Raw genomic sequence first — 16,374 nt, forward strand, 5'->3', positions numbered from 1 at the left:
GTTTTATCGATAATTTCTTGAATATTGATAATCGCTTCGGGTAAATCCGCAAAAAGCTGCTTCATTTCGTCACCCGATTTGAAATAATATTCTTGATTTGGTAATCCATAACGATAACCACGTCCACGACCAATTGGTGTCGCTTGTTTTTCACCATCTTTTACACACAATAAAATATCATGCGCATTGGCATCTTCTTTATTAACGTAATACGTATTATTAGTCGCAATTAACTTCACATTGTGCTTTTTCGCGAAAGCTATTAAGGTTTGGTTAACGCGATTTTCGTCTTCTTGTTTGTGACGTATTAATTCCAAGTAGAAATCGGAACCGAATTGGTCTTTCCACCAAATCAAAGCTTCTTCTGCTTGACTTTCTCCAACATTTAGAATTTTACTTGGAATTTCTCCGTATAAATTTCCAGAAAGCACGATGATATCTTCTTTGTAGTGTTCTACGATTTTTCTATCAATACGCGGAACATAATAGAAACCATCGGTGTAAGCAATCGAAGACATTTTGGCTAAGTTGTGATAACCTTTTTTATTTTTGGCCAACAAAACTACTTGATAACCGTTGTCTTTTTTGGTCTTGTCTTTATGATCGTCACAGATATTGAATTCGCACCCTACAATAGGTTTGATTACGGTTTCTGTTGGTTCTTCTCCGTTTTCGACTAATTCCTTATTTTTAGTTTCAGCAGCTTTGTTATGATTTAAAACGGCGCTTACAAAATGAAACGCACCCATCATGTTTCCAGTATCGGTCATGGCAACCGCTGGCATTTTGAATTTTGCCGAAGCTTTCACTAAATCATTAATCGCAATGGTAGATTGTAACACCGAAAACTGCGTATGATTGTGCAAATGTGCAAAAGCAGCGTCTTTTAAATCCGATTTTACTTCTTCTGAAATTGTGGTTTGAACTTCCTCTTGTTCGATTTTTTTCAAACGCGCTCTGATTTCGTCAGAGGCTTGTTTCAGATTGATATGTTTTAATCCGATTAACTGGATTTCGCCTAGATTTTTTTCTCGGAAACTTCTGAAATATTCTGGCGTTACATCTAACTCTTCTTTGGTGAAAACTTCTCTTTTAATCAACTCAAGAAAACAACGTGTTGTTGCTTCCACATCGGCAGTGGCATTATGTGCTTCTGCGAATGGTTGATTGAAAAGATATTGATGTAATTCGGTTAATGTTGGTAATTTGAATCTTCCACCACGACCACCAGGTAATTTTAATAAGTTGGCGGTGATTTCGGTACAGGTATCCAAAACCGGCATTTTAGTCATATCAGAACCAATGTTCATTCGATGGAATTCACATCCCATAATATTAACATCAAACCCTACATTTTGACCAACGATGAATTTTGCTTTTGAAAGTGCAATATTGAATTTCTCTAAAACTTCAGATAGTAGAATTCCTTGCTCCATTGCCAATTCAGTAGAAATACCATGAATTCGTTCCGCATCATAAGGAATATTGAAACCTTCAGGCTTAACCAAATAATCTTGGTGCTCGATTAAATTCCCCATTTCGTCATGTAACTGCCAAGCAATTTGTATACAACGAGGCCAGTTATCGGTATCGGTAATGGGTGCCGACCAACTGCGCGGTAATCCTGTGGTTTCTGTATCGAAAATTAAGTACATCTATCTGATAATTAAGCTAAAGAAAATTACAAAAGCTGATTTTGAATAAAAACAAAAATACATTTTAAGTTAATGAATGCCAATTTAAGTTATCAACAAAACAAAAAACCATCTGAATTGCTCCAGATGGTTTTTTTATTTTAATTAGCTGTTATTATTAAAATGTCGCTAAAGGTACTTTATAAAACCAACCTTCTGAGAAAGTAACAACATCTCCAAGTTCATCCACAACATTGAATTTAAATTTCCCAGTAAATTTTCCGTCTAAAACTTCAGTAATCGTAATTTCTCCGTTACTTTGTTGCACATTAACTACTTTGAATTTAGCATTATTATTACCTCCTACAATAGTAATTAAATCACCAGCTCTATATCCATTACCTCTTGAAACTAAAGTAATAGAAGTAACCGCTCCATTAGTAGTTGTTGTTGCAACTCTAATACCAGAACCAGAACCACCAGTAGTTTGAGCTCCAGCAGCATTATTTGTATAGCCACTACCCGCATTTTGAATAGCTGACAACTTGTATGCAGGACCAGAATAAACTCTAGAATCATACGATTTTGATAATTCAGGGCTGTCTAAATCATAAGATGCAAAGTCATTTGTATTAGCAGTTCCTAAAATGTATGTCCCTACAGTAGCAGTACTTGTTTTCAACATTACAGTTTCATATTCTGTAAAAGCCGTAATCGTCAACGCCCCACCTGCGTCAACTGAAGCAACAGAATAATTTGCTCTCCACGCATTATTATTAAAATTAGCCTGAAAAGCAGGAGTATTAGTCTGAATATCTTCTTGACAAGAAGCAAATAAAACCGTAGCAGCTATTAAAGAAAGTAATTTTTTCATTTTATTTATCCTATATATTATAAGTAGGTAACAAAAATAACTTTTTTATTGAAACAAACACATTTTATCAGAAAAAATATTTTCAAACAACTTACACATTTGTATTGCAAAGTTTTATATATTTGCACCCTTAAATAACCGAGGTCGAGAACCTCAAATTAATCACAAGATTATGTCAGTAAAAATTAGATTACAAAGACACGGAAAAAAAGGGAAACCTTTTTATTGGGTTGTTGCAGCAGATGCAAGATCAAAAAGAGATGGTAAATTCTTAGAAAAAATCGGAACTTACAATCCAAACACTAACCCTGCAACTATCGATTTAAACATCGAAAAAGCTGCACAATGGTTACACAATGGTGCTCAGCCAACTGACACTGCAAGAGCAATTTTATCTTACACTGGTGCTTTATTAAAACACCACTTAGATGGAGGAGTTCGTAAAGGTGCTTTAACTCAAGAACAAGCTGATGCTAAATTAGCTACTTGGTTAGAAGAAAAAGCTGGTAAAGTTGATGCAAAAAAATCTGGTTTATCTAAAGCAGAGGCTGATGCAAAAGCAAAAGCATTTAAAGCAGAACAAGAAGCAAACGCTAAACGTATTGCTGCTCAAGCTGAGGCTGCAAAAGCTGCTGAAGCTACAGAAGAAGTTGCTGAAGAAGTAGTTGAGGCTGCTGCTGAAGAAGCTCCAGCTGTTGAAGAAAACAACGAAGAAACTCAAGCATAATTTTATAGCGATTCCATGCGTAAAGAAGATTGTTTCTATTTAGGTAAAATCGCGAAAAAATTTAGTTTCAAAGGGGAAGTATTGGCGTATTTAGACACCGACGAACCCGAATTGTATCAAAATTTGGAATCAGTTTTTGTTGAAATCAACAAAAGTCTGGTTCCATTTTTTATTGAAAGTAGTTCGCTTCACAAAGAAAAATTCTTACGCATCCGATTTGAAGACATTCAAACCGAAGAAGAAGCAGACGAAATCATGGGAAGCGAAATTTATCTTCCCCTTTCTATGTTACCTAAATTAGAAGGCACTCAGTTTTATTACCACGAAGTAATTGGATTTGATGTAATTGATACCCGTTTAGGAAATATTGGAAAAATTGCCGCTATTAATGACAGTGGTGCTCAACCCCTTTTTGAAATCGATAAAAACGGAACTGAAATTTTAATTCCGTTTATTGATGATTTCATCATTGCACTTGACAGAGTAAACAAAACCATTACATTAGAAACTCCTGAAGGTTTGGTTGATTTATATCTTGGATAATTCCGATGACTTTTAACTTCAAACAATTTCACGTTAATCAAGATCGTTGTGCTATGAAAATTGGCACGGATGGTGTTTTGCTTGGCGCTTGGACTCCGTTAATCAACAATCCTTATAATGTTTTAGACATTGGTGCTGGAACTGGGATTTTATCTTTAATGTTAGCCCAAAGAAGCAACGCCGAACAAATTGATGCCATTGAAATTGACGAAGACGCTTACGAACAATGTGTTGGAAATTTTGAAGCTTCGCCTTGGGGTGATAAATTATTTTGTTTTCATGCAGGTTTGGATGAATTTGTAGACGAACCTGAAGATGAGTATGATTTAATTATTTCTAATCCACCTTTTTATACGGATGATTATAAATCAGATAACTCTTCGAGAGATTTAGCACGTTTTGAAGATGCTTTGCCTTTTGAAGAATTGATTGAAGCAGCTGCTTTATTACTTTCGGATAACGGAATTTTCTCTGTGATTATTCCTTATAAAGAAGAAGAACGTTTTGTTGCCATGTGTAAAGAATTGGATTTATTTCCACTAAAAATTACTCGTGTAAAAGGTACTCCAACATCAGAAATTAAAAGAAGTTTATTGGCTTTTTGCAGAATGGAACAAACTCCGTTAATTGATGAGTTAGTCATTGAAATTTCTAGACATAATTATACTCCTGAATACATCGAATTGACGAAAGAGTTCTATTTGAAGATGTAGCCCTAGCCCAGATGGTAGCGGCATCTCCCGATAGCTATCGGGAATATAGCGGACAGCTGGAAAAAGCTTCTTATAAAATTATAACACTTGTTCGTTGATTTGTTAAAAATCTTTACTTACTTTTGTGACTTTCAAATCAAAAACTATGAGACCAGACTTATTTCAATCTCCAGATTATTATTTATTAGACGAATTATTATCTGACGAACATAAAATGGTGCGTGATGCTGCACGTGCTTGGGTAAAAAAAGAAGTTTCTCCAATTATTGAAGAATACGCACAAAGAGCAGAATTTCCAAAACAAATCGTAAAAGGTTTAGGAGAAATTGGTGGATTTGGCCCATATATTCCAGTAGAATATGGTGGTGCTGGATTAGACCAAATTTCGTACGGATTAATCATGCAAGAAATTGAAAGAGGAGATTCGGGTGTACGTTCGACTTCATCTGTTCAGTCTTCTTTGGTGATGTATCCAATTTGGAAATATGGAAACGAAGAACAAAGAATGAAATATTTACCAAAATTAGCCACTGGAGAATTCATTGGTTGTTTTGGTTTAACTGAGCCAGATTACGGTTCAAATCCAGGTGGAATGGTAACTAATTTTAAAGATATGGGCGATCATTATCTTTTAAATGGTGCTAAAATGTGGATTTCGAATGCACCTTTTGCTGACATTGCAGTAGTTTGGGCTAAAAATGAAGAAGGAAGAATTCACGGATTAATCGTGGAAAGAGGAATGGAAGGTTTTTCAACTCCTGAAACACACAATAAATGGTCGTTAAGAGCTTCTGCAACAGGAGAGCTTATTTTTGACAACGTAAAAGTTCCTAAAGAAAACTTATTACCAAACAAATCTGGATTAGGAGCACCACTAGGCTGTTTAGATTCGGCACGTTATGGAATTGCTTGGGGAGCGATTGGAGCAGCAATGGATTGTTATGATACTGCTTTGAGATATTCAAAAGAAAGAATTCAGTTTGACAAACCAATTGGAGCTACGCAATTACAACAAAAGAAATTAGCTGAAATGATTACTGAAATCACGAAAGCACAATTGTTAACTTGGAGATTGGGTGTTTTAAGAAACGAAGGAAAAGCGACTACAGCTCAAATTTCGATGGCGAAAAGAAACAATGTTGACATGGCGTTAACTATTGCTCGCGATGCACGTCAAATGTTAGGTGGAATGGGAATTACAGGTGAATATTCAATCATGAGACACATGATGAATTTAGAATCTGTAGTGACTTACGAAGGAACTCATGACATTCACTTGTTAATTACAGGTATGGATGTTACAGGTTTCCCGGCATTCAAATAATTAAACAATAGATAAAATTGATACAAAATGCTTCTCTTTTTAGGGAAGCATTTTTACATTTGTAGTGTACGGATTCAAAACCAAATGAAGTTAGAATTTCGTATATAAATTAAAAATTGCCTTATGAATATTCAAACCATAAACCAATCGATTCAAAATCAGAAAGAACAATTGTTAAACCATTCGTTATACAATAAAGTAAAAACGATTGACGATTTACATTGTTTCTTAGAAAACCACATTTATGCGGTTTGGGATTTTATGTCGTTATTAAAAGCCTTACAAAATAAATTAACTTGCACCACAACACCTTGGTTACCAATTGGAAATCCAGAAATTCGTTATTTAATTAATGAAATTGTTGTAGCCGAAGAAACTGATTTAACATTGGATGGCACGCGACAAAGTCATTTTGAAATGTATTTGGATGCGATGACGCAATGTGGCGCTTCGACAACTCAAATCAATTCATTTTTGAAGAATGTGGAAGAAACCAAAAACATTTTTGTATCGATTAAACAAAGTGATTTACATCCGAATGTGAAAGCGTTTTTGGATTTTACTTTCCGTGTGATTGAACAAGGAAAACCTCATGAAATTGCGGCTGCATTTACTTTTGGAAGAGAAGATTTGATTCCGAATATGTTTACCGAAATCTTGAAAAACTTTCAGCAAAACTTCCCAGAAACCAATTTATCAAAACTAATTTATTATTTCGAAAGACATATTGAATTAGACGCTGATGAGCACGGACCAATGGCAATGCAAATGATTGCAGAACTTTGTAGCGATTCAGATCAGAAATGGAATGAAGTACAAGAAGTTTCGGTTTTAGCTTTAGAAAAAAGAATCGGACTTTGGAATGCCATTGAAGAGCAAGTGGAACATAAACATGAATTAGTATAAAAGCAAAAGCGAGAATTACTTCTCGCTTTTTTTATTGTTCTGGTGCTATTTCGATTTCCAAACCTTCTAAATCTTCTGTGATTGGAATTTGGCAGCCTAATCTCGAATTATCCTTTACGTGATAGGCTTCCCAAAGCATTGCTTCTTCATCTGGGTTGCGTTCTAAAGAAACCACATCGTTTAAAACATAACACTGACAAGAAGCGCACATGGCCATTCCGCCACAAACACCAACAGTTCCTTCTTCGGCTAATTCATAAGAACGAATTAACTCCATGATGTTCATGTTCATATCGGTTGGTGCTAACACTTCGTGTTTAACTCCATTTCTGTCGGTTATAAAAATAGTTACGTCTTGTGGCATGCTATTTCAAATAATTTATGATATATTCTTTATAATATAAGTGCTTCTTGCTTTGATTTTTAAACTTTTCTAACAATTCTTTATTATCAGAAATTATATTTTTAACAACTGCATTTGTCAGTTTCTTAACTTCAGCAGTTTGAAGATCAAGCACTTTCTCAACTCGTGTCACCATATAAATATCCATAACTTGAGCAGACTCAGTAGAATAAAAATAACACAATTTATTAACGAATTCTAATTTATAAAAAGCATAATCATTAATCTTTGACTTATAACCATCAACGATATATATATTTTTACCATCAGAAAAACCAAATACCTTTCCAATACTTTTCACTTCTTCTTTTTCAACATCTTGAAAATACACTTTCAAATATTCAAAAGAAAAATTAGTATTGTATTTTACATTGTGAGATTTAATTTCTCCAGCCAATTTCTGAGATGGATTATTATCCCTAAACTCTTCAAAACTTTTATAAACTCCTGGTTTTATCAAAGAATCTGATAAAATAGGAAATTGAGCAAAAGAACAAATACTCATAAAAAAGAAAAGAATTGTAATTAAATTCTTCATATTAATCAATTGATTTCACAACAGCTTTTTCCGCCTCTTTTCTAGTTCCATCAAAACCATCAACTCCTGAAACGGTGGTATATTTTAATACATAACGCTTTCCTGGATTGATTCGGTTGTACACACTTTGACACATTAAAGTTGCTTCGTGGAATCCACATAAAATCAACTTTAATTTTCCTGGATATATGTTTACGTCGCCAATCGCATAAATTCCGTCGATGTTGGTTTGATAATCTAAAGCGTTATTTACTTTGATAGCGTTCTTTTCGATTTCCAATCCCCAGTTGGCAATTGGTCCTAATTTTGGCGTTAGTCCGAAAAGTGGAATAAAATAATCGCATTCTGCTTTCATTCTGGCACCGTTAACTTCAATGTCAACAGCTGTAATTCTTTCGCTACCGTTAAACCCAACAACTTCTGCAGGAGTAACTAATTTAATTTTTCCAGCATTCTTCAATTCTTGTACTTTTTCAACCGAATCTAAAGCACCACGAAATTCGTTTCTTCTGTGAACTAAAGTCACGGAATTTGCTACATTCGATAAAAAAATGCTCCAATCTAAAGCAGAGTCACCTCCACCTGCGATTACGATGTTTTTTCCACGATATTTTTCTGGATCTTTTACGAAGTAATCTACTCCACGATCTTCTTTTTCGTAGAATTCAATATCTTTTAAAATAGGCTTTCTTGGTTCGAAAGTTCCTAAACCACCTGCAATAGCAATTGCTTTTGCTTGGTGTTTTGTACCTTCGTTAGTGGTTACTATAAAAGTTCCGTCTTCTAATTTTTCAATAGTTTCAGCGGTTTCTCCCAAGGTAAATCCCGGTTGAAACTGTTTGATTTGTTCCATTAAATTCGTTACCAAGTCTCCCGCTAAAACTGAAGGATAACCCGGAATATCGAAAATTGGTTTTTTAGGATACAATTCTGCTAATTGCCCGCCAGGTTGTGGCAAAGCATCAATGATATGACATTTAAGTTGTAAAAGTCCCGCTTCGAAAACGGCAAAAAGTCCCGTAGGACCAGCACCGATAATAAGAATATCTGTTTGAATCATTTTTTTAATTTTGAAAGTAGCAAAGTAACAAACTAGTACAATGTAGAAATATGATTTATGTCATACTATTGCTTTACTAAGCAATATTTTCTACGGTTTCAATTTGAGGTACGTATTTTTTGATTGTAGTTTCTACACCAGCTTTCATAGTGCTGATACTTAAACTACAATTGGTACATGCACCTTCTAAACGAACTTTAACATGTTTGTCTTCAATAATTTCTACTAATGAGATGTTGCCACCATCCGAATTCAAAAACGGACGAATTTCGTCTAACGCTTTTTCAACATTCTCTTTTATTTCTAATGTAGTCATATTTTTTTTAGTTTTCAGTCGCAGTTTTCAGTCGCAGTAAACAGCTTAAACGGTAAACTGAGACTGTAAACTGAATACTATTTTTTTACAGCAGAACAACCTGCCATTGTTGTTATTTTGATAGCTTCTGTTGGCGGTAATGTTTCGTTGCGATTTACCGTTTCTTGCACTACATTTCTTGTAATATTTTCGAAAACACCCTCTAAAACCGAAGCCGTTTGCAATGCTGCTGGGCGACCGTAATCTCCAGCCTCACGAATACTTTGTACTAATGGCACTTCACCTAATAAAGGCACTTGTAAATCTTCTGCTAAGTTTTTAGCACCTTCTTTACCAAAGATATAATATTTATTTTCAGGAAGTTCTTCTGGTGTGAAATATGCCATATTTTCGATAATTCCTAAAACAGGAACATTAATCGATTCTGACATGAACATTGAAACTCCTTTTTTAGCATCGGCTAAAGCAACTGCTTGAGGTGTACTTACTACAACAGCTCCTGTAATTGGCAACGATTGCATAATTGATAAGTGAATATCGCCTGTTCCCGGTGGTAAATCGATTAGCATGAAATCTAATTCACCCCAGTTAGCATCAAAAATCATTTGATTTAGAGCTTTAGCTGCCATTGGACCTCTCCAAATAACCGCTTGGTCAGGTTTTGTGAAAAATCCGATAGACAAAATCTCAACTCCGTAACTTGCAACCGGTTGCATTTTTGATTTTCCATCCACCTCAACTGAAATAGGTTTTGAGTTTTCGACATCAAACATGATTGGCATTGATGGTCCATAAATATCAGCATCTAAAACACCAACTTTGAATCCCATTTTAGCTAAAGTTACCGCAAGATTTGCTGTAATTGTAGATTTTCCTACACCACCTTTTCCTGAAGCAACAGCAATAATATTTGAAATTCCAGGAATTTGTTTTCCACGAATTAAATTTGGATTTTCTGGTTTTTCTGGCGCTTCAACTTTGATGTTTACTTTTACTTTGGCTTTTTCGTAAACTTTTTCGTGAATTACTTTTATGATATCAACTTCTGCACGTTTTTTAATATGTAAAGCTGGTGTTGATAATAGTAAATCTACCACAACCTCATCGCCAAAAGTAATTACATTTTGAACTGCTCCACTTTCCACCATGTTTTTACCTTCACCTGCAACCGAAATAGTTTCTAATGCAGCTAAAATTTCTTTTCTATCTAATTTCATTTTTTTGAGTTTTAAATAAATCAGTTTAAAACAGAATAACTTACGTTTTTATTCAGACTGATTTTAGATTGCAAAGATAACTAAAAATAAAAAAACTAATAAAAACAAGACTTAGCGAGTTTTTATTAAAATTGTTGAACAAAAAGTTGAACAATTTTACGAATTACCTTTGCAATTATTTATTGTTAATAATTGACTATATTTTTGGCAAATTTAACTATAATAATTCTAAATAACTAATTGATAACATTTGATTAACTAATAAAAATAATAACATATTAATGGCTTCAAATATTTTTTATACATTAGCGAAAGATATTTTAATAATGAAATAATTTATGAGTAGTAAGAAGGATAATAGACCATTTTTTTGGGAAAAAGATTTTGATGGAAAAAAAAGAAAAGTGTATGCTGACAAAGAAGGACTTTTCGATGGATTGGGAGAAATATTAGGAAGTGTAGTTAAAGAAATATTTAAAGTATTTAAAAAGTAAAATATGTTAAAGAAAATATTAAACAAAGTTTCATTTTTTTTCAAAACTTGTAATAATTGCGGAGAATACGAAAAAGATTGTGAATGTCCGTTTGGACCAAATATAGACGACTAAAAAAGACTTATAGAGATATAAGTCTTTTTGTTTTTTTTACTATTTACTTAACCTGACTAATCGTTATCAAAATCAATTTTAGATTGCTCATTTCTTAAAATATGATTGATAATGCGGTTAATCTTGTATGATTTATTAATATAGGTATTTACAGATTTTTCAAATTTTTGCTTTATTTCAAGTTCAACCTCTAAAATATCTCCCTTTGCAAATGCCTCCCCGTTATCAATTCTTTTTTGAAAATTAGGATCGCTTATCTTAACTGATATTTTATTTCCTTTAAAATAAAAGTCGGATTTTAATTTATCATCAAAAGAAATTCTAATAATATTTAAAGTAGCTGCAATTACAATGTTTTTTTCTCCTTCAAGTATTTTTTCAGATTTAACAGACATGTATTCAAACTCATCTTTATTAACTCTAACAAGAGGCTTTTCGTTTTTATCTGTTATCTCATATGCAGTTATTGAATTATCATTTTCCAATGTTTCAAAACTTTGTGAAAGTGCATCTTTGACAATTGCATTATTTTCATAAATATTGGCTACAAAATTTTCAATATAAATTACTTGCCCTTTTTCATTTTCAATTTTAACCTTATTTCTTTCATTGGTTTGTGATTTAACTTCACCTCCCTTTAAAAATTTCTTCAACTCTATTAATCCAACGAAACCACCAATTACGGCACTTGCCACTTGGACATTTTCGGAAGTAAGTAAGTTTTTCAAATTATCAAATGCCGTTTCAACTAAATCGATATGAACAAGAAAACTTCCTTTTTGAAGTGCCTTAATTTTAATGTCGATTTTCTTACCCGTGTTTAATTCATTATTAACCTCCTGAATAATAGAACTTGTATGTAGTAAATTGTTAATTAAAACATTAGCATCTATTTGATGTTGTTCTCCGTCAAATTTAATTTTAAACTCTGTATCCAAAATATTTTTTTTAGTCATCAAATATAGTATTAAATAAGGAAATGATTTATAAATTATACCTCTATCATCTTCTTAATTTTTTGCACCGTCCCGCTACTCTTATCTGTAAGCTTCATTGTTTTTCTTACTGAATAACCTTGTTTCAATAATTTAACGATGTCTTTATGTTCGTTTAGTAAAGTTTCTTCGTCTTTTTTGAAGCCTTCTTTTCTTCCCACCTTTCCGCCATTCTTTCTAAAACTCTCATAGCCTGATTTTATTCTTTGTCTAATTTGATTTTTTTCCATTTCGCTCACCGATGTAAGAATTTGAATTAAAAACTGCGACATTGCGTTTATTTCGCATTTATCATTCAATGTTTCAATATTATGGTTTTTGATATAAAGAGAAATACAATTTTCGTTTAACAACTGAATTGTTTTTAAAACTTCGATTGTATTTCTTCCCAATCTACTTAACTCCCAGCATAGCACTTTATCAATTTTGTTTGATTTGATAAAGTTTATCATTTTCATAAGTTGAGGTCTTTCTTCATTTGTTTTTGCTCCGGAGATTTTTTCCTCGAAAACGCTCACAACCTCATAATTCATTCTATTTGAGAATTCTTTTAATTCTTCTGTTTGTCTTTTATAATCTTGACTATTCGTCGAAACTCTGGCGTATATAACTACTTTCATTTGTATCGTTTTAATATTTTATATTATAAAGATACGGATAGTGTATCAAATAACCTCACCTTTATAGATTAAAATGATACATTTTATAAATGATACAATTTTCAGTTAAATTGGCTTCAAAAAAAACCTCATCGTTATTTTGATGAGGTTCTATTTATTCAAGTTGTATTCTTGTAAGTTATCAACGCATTTTTCAATAACATCACTACTTATATTCTTTCCGTCTATCTTGTCGAAGTCAATATCAAAAGTTTTGGCAATTCTTGGATATTCAGCTAAAATCTCTTCAAAGTCCTTTTCTTTTTTAAACTTTTTTAATTGCTTAATCATACCTGACATCCAATCATAGGAAACTTCTGGACTAACATTTTCATTTCGTATATAAAACAACTCTTCATTTGTAATGTCAAAATATTTATACATCAAATCATTCGTGTTTTCAACTTTAACCCCATTGTTATAGTTTCTCAATGCTGTTGCAATTCCCGAATATTTATTCATACAAACACCTACTAAATCATTACTATAATTGTTTGATTTAAGCGCACAATTAATTGCTATCATATTCACAATAAGCATTGTTATTATGCCTAATCTCTCGAAGTCCTTAAAAGTTAACTTCGTCAAAATACCCTTCATTATATTTATTGTTTTCATAATTCTATTATTATTGGTGGTTAATATTTTATTATAATGGTAAATCATTGTCAATCGGATTGTTCAATATTTCTAATGCATTTTCAAATCTATTGATTACATCATCGGAATTAGTCATAATTAATTCATAAGAGGCTCTTTTGTCGTGTTTACACATTCCGCTATCATTTAATAATTTATGACATCTATTACTCTCTTCATCAAAATAACATCCAAGGTCTGGTGTTAGTTTATTATCGCTAAACAACACAAAAAATGCAGTCGCCAATCCATCTAACTTTTTTAATGTTAAATACAATTCAAAATCCATGTCCACTACTTCACTTACACCATCTCTCGTTTTTAATAATTTTACTTTTTTCATAATTTTTATTTTTTAGTTGTTAATATTTTTAGACATAGAAATCCCACCTCGCTTAATAGCGAATTTTTTAAAATTCAATTATAAATGCCTGTTGTATAACTCTTAACAGAAAATCGTTGCGAGTATGTTTTTGATTTCTTTTACAAATGTATATCGAAAAAAGTATAAAAAAACATATCAAAAAATTTGGAAATTAATCAAGTCAGGAAGTTTGCGGATTGTTTGAAATGTTAAAATTATGTTAACAAATGAAAGGTCTTATAAACGCTCAATTCTTAAAAAATATTTTTTTTTGATAAAAAAACCTCATCAAAAAATTCATTTGATGAGGTCGATTTTGTATCTTTTGAAAATTCAATATTATTCTTTTTTTGTCTTTTTAGGTTTCTCTTTTGTAAATAGAGTAGAGGTATATTTTTCATACAATTCAAATAAAAACACCATTCTATTTGCTTCACTTGTAAACGCTTGACTTCTATAAGCCAGGTCAACTGCTTTGTCTAATTCATTATGCGCTTTCGCTAACGCAGGAGGCATAGTTAAAGGGTCATACAAGTCGGCTAATGAACTATTAGGAAACTCGGCTCTTACATCTAAAACCTTTTGCGCTTTTTCTTCTACCGCTTTTATTTGCTTATCGCTTGGGTTTTCGGGCCATGAATAATTGTTGTAAACAATATCTTTGGAATATCTAAAATCACTTTTTAATCTACCACAAATATTTTTAACCCAAGCCATGTGCATTGTTGACATTAAAATCCCAAAATGATATAAGGTTCCGTTTGGTATTGTATGGCAACTATTGTTAGCAATCTCGTTTTTTCCAAAAAAACCTAATGGAATATATTTACGGTTTTCGGATGTTGTGCTTGGTATTAAAATATATGTTTCAGGTTGATTTCTATCACGAAATAAAGTTGGTGTTAACGCAAATTTTTGAGTAGATGGAGCAACACTATTTAAACGGAATTGTTTAACCAAATCAACTCGCTTTAATACTTCTGGCATTTGTTTTAATTCACTTGGTTCGGCATTTACAAGCCACAAACACCAACGCTTATGACCATTTAAAAATTCGTATGCTGATATAAGAGGTAAAATATACTTTTCTGCTTTTGGTTCTTTAACTAAAAAGTTGTTTTTTTCTTCGTCAGTTAGTAGTAAGTTTCCACCATCTAATGGCATATTTCCAAAACTCATTTTCGGAACTGAACAAATAGGATTTGTATTCTTTTCTATTAGAATATCTTTTGCATCAACTAAATACGGATTTATATTCTTTGCTTTAATTTCGTGTGCTTCGCCTTTGATGTCATCATATTCAAAAATGCTTTTATTGGTAGTGTCATAATTAGCAAATCCAACAATAACACAATACACGGCGGCATTACCTTTGGCTTCATTGCTCCACTTAAAAGTGCGATGCGCAAAGTGAATTTTAATATTGTATTTGTTTACCATTTGCCCCCACAAAATACTCGTTTGTTCACCTTGAACGATTGAGTTAGTAGAAACAAAAGCCACTTTTATTTTTGTTCCTTGAATGTATTTTGCGCTCTTTATATACCAACCTGATACATAATCTAAAACGCCACTTCCTTGAATATTATCAAACTCTTTTACAATTTGATTTCGTTGAGTTTGGCTCATAATTTTTGAGCCAATGAACGGCGGATTTCCAATGATAAAAGAAAGTTTATCTTTTGAAATAACTTCTTCCCAATCGACTTCCAAAGCATCGCCATGAACTATTTTAGCCGATTTCTTTAATGGTAATCGGGCATAATATTGTCCGAACTCATTACTAATTAGCATATTCATTTGATGGTCAATTAACCACATCGCCACCTCGGCAATACGAGCGGGGAATTCTTCATATTCAATCCCGCACATCATATCGACGTTTAACCAAATAATATCGCCAATGTCTAAAACCCCTTGTCCGGATTTATAGGTTGCTCTTAAAATTTCGATTTCTAATAAGCGTAATTCACGATAAGTAATAACAAGGAAATTTCCGCAACCACAAGCAGGGTCAAGAAATTTGAGTTCGCTTATTTTTTTATGGAATTCGTGAAGTTTATTTTTATTTCCCTTTACATTTTCAAACTCTTTCCAAAGGTCGTCAAGAAACAAAGGCTTAATTAATTTTAGAATATTGGTTTCACTTGTATAATGCGCTCCAAGATTTCTTCTTTCTTTTGGGTTCATTACACTTTGAAACATCGACCCGAATATTGCGGGAGAAATTTTACTCCAATTAATACGACAACAATCTATTAACGCTTGGCGCATCTTGCTATCAAAACTCGCCATTGGTAAAATTTCCTCAAATAATTTTCCGTTTACATAAGGAAACTCGTTTAGTTGCTCATCAAGATTTTTAAATCGTTTGTCGTTTGGAGTGTTTAATACTTGGAATAGTTCTTGAAGTTTCGGAGCAAGGTCGCTTCCGTCTTCATTGGTTCTAAACTCAATATAATCTTGAAATTGTTGTATTGTAAAAATCGTTGTGTCTTCGGCAAACAAACAAAATAAAAGACGAACCAAATAGACTTCTAACGAGTGTCCTGTATAACCGATTTCTTCTAATCGGTCATGCAGTTTCCCCATTAGTTCAGCCGCTTTTATATTGGCTGGATCCTGCTCTTTGTAAACCTTTTTTTGATACCCAATTAAATAGCCGAAATGCTGAACATTATTAATTAAATCGTTCAGTTTAAACTCGATGAGGTTGTCGTCTTCTAAATCGTAAAGTCTAAAAACCTCAAAATCGGAGATAAGAATGGAAAAAACGGTCAAATTGACCACCACTTTCCAGTCTAAATTGACCATCGATTTCGGTGCAAACTGACCACCCAATTCCAGTCCAAAT

Annotated in this window: 18 protein-coding genes; 6 read left to right on the forward strand and 12 right to left on the reverse strand. The window is 32.8% G+C overall.

Translation table 11 applies throughout. The features are described 5' to 3' along the window. Positions 1 to 1,655: PHP domain-containing protein (locus LDL23_RS06905; protein ID WP_291265047.1), on the reverse strand; the 1,655-nt coding region annotated here is incomplete at its 3' end. Between the two features lie 157 nt (positions 1,656 to 1,812). Next, positions 1,813 to 2,508, reverse strand: coding sequence for a DUF6252 family protein (locus LDL23_RS06910; protein WP_291265048.1), 696 nt, complete (start codon positions 2,506 to 2,508; stop codon positions 1,813 to 1,815). A 172-nt stretch (positions 2,509 to 2,680) separates the two neighbouring features. Here LDL23_RS06910 and LDL23_RS06915 point away from each other — a divergent pair, with 172 nt between their 5' ends. The 5 genes from LDL23_RS06915 (at position 2,681) to LDL23_RS06935 (ending at position 6,721) form a co-directional block, all read left to right on the forward strand. Next, complete coding sequence (locus LDL23_RS06915) at positions 2,681 to 3,235, forward strand: 30S ribosomal protein S16 (protein WP_291265049.1); 555 nt, start codon at positions 2,681 to 2,683, stop codon at positions 3,233 to 3,235. A gap of 15 nt (positions 3,236 to 3,250) precedes the next feature. Further along, positions 3,251 to 3,778: a ribosome maturation factor RimM gene (gene rimM / locus LDL23_RS06920; protein WP_291265050.1), complete on the forward strand. Its 528-nt coding sequence runs from the start codon at positions 3,251 to 3,253 to the stop codon at positions 3,776 to 3,778. A gap of 53 nt (positions 3,779 to 3,831) precedes the next feature. Continuing rightward, positions 3,832 to 4,491 (forward strand): methyltransferase, encoded by a 660-nt coding sequence (locus tag LDL23_RS06925; RefSeq protein WP_291265051.1) that lies wholly within the window; start codon positions 3,832 to 3,834, stop codon positions 4,489 to 4,491. A 145-nt stretch (positions 4,492 to 4,636) separates the two neighbouring features. Continuing rightward, complete coding sequence (locus tag LDL23_RS06930; protein ID WP_291265052.1) at positions 4,637 to 5,815, forward strand: acyl-CoA dehydrogenase family protein; 1,179 nt, start codon at positions 4,637 to 4,639, stop codon at positions 5,813 to 5,815. A gap of 123 nt (positions 5,816 to 5,938) precedes the next feature. Continuing rightward, positions 5,939 to 6,721: a DUF3050 domain-containing protein gene (locus tag LDL23_RS06935; RefSeq protein ID WP_291265053.1), complete on the forward strand. Its 783-nt coding sequence runs from the start codon at positions 5,939 to 5,941 to the stop codon at positions 6,719 to 6,721. Between the two features lie 31 nt (positions 6,722 to 6,752). Here the strand turns inward: LDL23_RS06935 and LDL23_RS06940 are convergent, their stop codons facing one another. The 5 genes from LDL23_RS06940 to LDL23_RS06960 all read right to left on the reverse strand — a co-directional run bounded on the left by LDL23_RS06940 (position 6,753) and on the right by LDL23_RS06960 (position 10,255). Continuing rightward, complete coding sequence (locus LDL23_RS06940) at positions 6,753 to 7,085, reverse strand: 2Fe-2S iron-sulfur cluster-binding protein (protein ID WP_111566234.1); 333 nt, start codon at positions 7,083 to 7,085, stop codon at positions 6,753 to 6,755. A gap of 1 nt (position 7,086) precedes the next feature. Continuing rightward, positions 7,087 to 7,662, reverse strand: coding sequence for a hypothetical protein (locus LDL23_RS06945; protein ID WP_291265054.1), 576 nt, complete (start codon positions 7,660 to 7,662; stop codon positions 7,087 to 7,089). A gap of 1 nt (position 7,663) precedes the next feature. After that, a complete protein-coding gene (locus LDL23_RS06950; RefSeq protein WP_291265055.1) occupies positions 7,664 to 8,722 on the reverse strand; it encodes an NAD(P)/FAD-dependent oxidoreductase in 1,059 nt (352 codons plus the stop codon). Positions 8,723 to 8,798: 76 nt separating this feature from the next. Continuing rightward, positions 8,799 to 9,038, reverse strand: coding sequence for a NifU family protein (locus tag LDL23_RS06955; RefSeq protein ID WP_026724438.1), 240 nt, complete (start codon positions 9,036 to 9,038; stop codon positions 8,799 to 8,801). Positions 9,039 to 9,115: 77 nt separating this feature from the next. After that, on the reverse strand, positions 9,116 to 10,255 hold the full coding sequence (locus LDL23_RS06960; protein WP_291265056.1) for an Mrp/NBP35 family ATP-binding protein: 1,140 nt from the start codon (positions 10,253 to 10,255) through the stop codon (positions 9,116 to 9,118). A 338-nt stretch (positions 10,256 to 10,593) separates the two neighbouring features. On the opposite strand from LDL23_RS06960, the gene LDL23_RS06965 reads away from it, so the two are divergent. Next, entirely contained in the window at positions 10,594 to 10,749 is a 156-nt protein-coding gene (locus LDL23_RS06965; protein WP_291265057.1) for a hypothetical protein, read from the forward strand. A gap of 170 nt (positions 10,750 to 10,919) precedes the next feature. Here LDL23_RS06965 and LDL23_RS06970 read toward each other — a convergent pair whose 3' ends face one another. The 5 genes from LDL23_RS06970 to LDL23_RS06990 form a co-directional block, all read right to left on the reverse strand. Further along, entirely contained in the window at positions 10,920 to 11,819 is a 900-nt protein-coding gene (locus tag LDL23_RS06970; protein ID WP_291265058.1) for a hypothetical protein, read from the reverse strand. A 35-nt stretch (positions 11,820 to 11,854) separates the two neighbouring features. Next, positions 11,855 to 12,478 (reverse strand): recombinase family protein, encoded by a 624-nt coding sequence (locus tag LDL23_RS06975; RefSeq protein ID WP_291265059.1) that lies wholly within the window; start codon positions 12,476 to 12,478, stop codon positions 11,855 to 11,857. 150 nt (positions 12,479 to 12,628) lie between these two features. Continuing rightward, the gene (locus LDL23_RS06980) at positions 12,629 to 13,042 is read right to left on the reverse strand and encodes a hypothetical protein (protein ID WP_291265060.1); all 414 of its coding nucleotides are present in this window, start codon (positions 13,040 to 13,042) and stop codon (positions 12,629 to 12,631) included. A gap of 124 nt (positions 13,043 to 13,166) precedes the next feature. Beyond that, a complete protein-coding gene (locus LDL23_RS06985; RefSeq protein ID WP_291265061.1) occupies positions 13,167 to 13,499 on the reverse strand; it encodes a hypothetical protein in 333 nt (110 codons plus the stop codon). 360 nt (positions 13,500 to 13,859) lie between these two features. Beyond that, the coding region (locus LDL23_RS06990) for a DNA methyltransferase (RefSeq protein ID WP_291265062.1) at positions 13,860 to 16,374 on the reverse strand (2,515 nt) is incomplete at its 5' end.

Origin of the sequence: Flavobacterium sp. (genome assembly GCF_020217025.1) — a bacterium.
Lineage (GTDB): Bacteria > Bacteroidota > Bacteroidia > Flavobacteriales > Flavobacteriaceae > Flavobacterium.

Bases quoted from the DNA above. Each gene is read 5' to 3' on its own strand.
- LDL23_RS06985 (WP_291265061.1), bottom strand. From the start codon at position 13,499: ATGAAAAAAGTAAAATTATTAAAAACGAGAGATGGTGTAAGTGAAGTA.
- LDL23_RS06955 (WP_026724438.1), bottom strand. From the start codon at position 9,038: ATGACTACATTAGAAATAAAAGAGAATGTTGAAAAAGCGTTAGACGAA.
- LDL23_RS06945 (WP_291265054.1), bottom strand. From the start codon at position 7,662: ATGAAGAATTTAATTACAATTCTTTTCTTTTTTATGAGTATTTGTTCT.
- LDL23_RS06980 (WP_291265060.1), bottom strand. From the start codon at position 13,042: ATGATAGCAATTAATTGTGCGCTTAAATCAAACAATTATAGTAATGAT.
- LDL23_RS06930 (WP_291265052.1), top strand. From the start codon at position 4,637: ATGAGACCAGACTTATTTCAATCTCCAGATTATTATTTATTAGACGAA.
- LDL23_RS06950 (WP_291265055.1), bottom strand. From the start codon at position 8,722: ATGATTCAAACAGATATTCTTATTATCGGTGCTGGTCCTACGGGACTT.
- LDL23_RS06935 (WP_291265053.1), top strand. From the start codon at position 5,939: ATGAATATTCAAACCATAAACCAATCGATTCAAAATCAGAAAGAACAA.
- LDL23_RS06975 (WP_291265059.1), bottom strand. From the start codon at position 12,478: ATGAAAGTAGTTATATACGCCAGAGTTTCGACGAATAGTCAAGATTAT.
- rimM (WP_291265050.1), top strand. From the start codon at position 3,251: ATGCGTAAAGAAGATTGTTTCTATTTAGGTAAAATCGCGAAAAAATTT.
- LDL23_RS06915 (WP_291265049.1), top strand. From the start codon at position 2,681: ATGTCAGTAAAAATTAGATTACAAAGACACGGAAAAAAAGGGAAACCT.
- LDL23_RS06970 (WP_291265058.1), bottom strand. From the start codon at position 11,819: ATGACTAAAAAAAATATTTTGGATACAGAGTTTAAAATTAAATTTGAC.
- LDL23_RS06940 (WP_111566234.1), bottom strand. From the start codon at position 7,085: ATGCCACAAGACGTAACTATTTTTATAACCGACAGAAATGGAGTTAAA.
- LDL23_RS06925 (WP_291265051.1), top strand. From the start codon at position 3,832: ATGAAAATTGGCACGGATGGTGTTTTGCTTGGCGCTTGGACTCCGTTA.
- LDL23_RS06910 (WP_291265048.1), bottom strand. From the start codon at position 2,508: ATGAAAAAATTACTTTCTTTAATAGCTGCTACGGTTTTATTTGCTTCT.
- LDL23_RS06965 (WP_291265057.1), top strand. From the start codon at position 10,594: ATGAGTAGTAAGAAGGATAATAGACCATTTTTTTGGGAAAAAGATTTT.
- LDL23_RS06960 (WP_291265056.1), bottom strand. From the start codon at position 10,255: ATGAAATTAGATAGAAAAGAAATTTTAGCTGCATTAGAAACTATTTCG.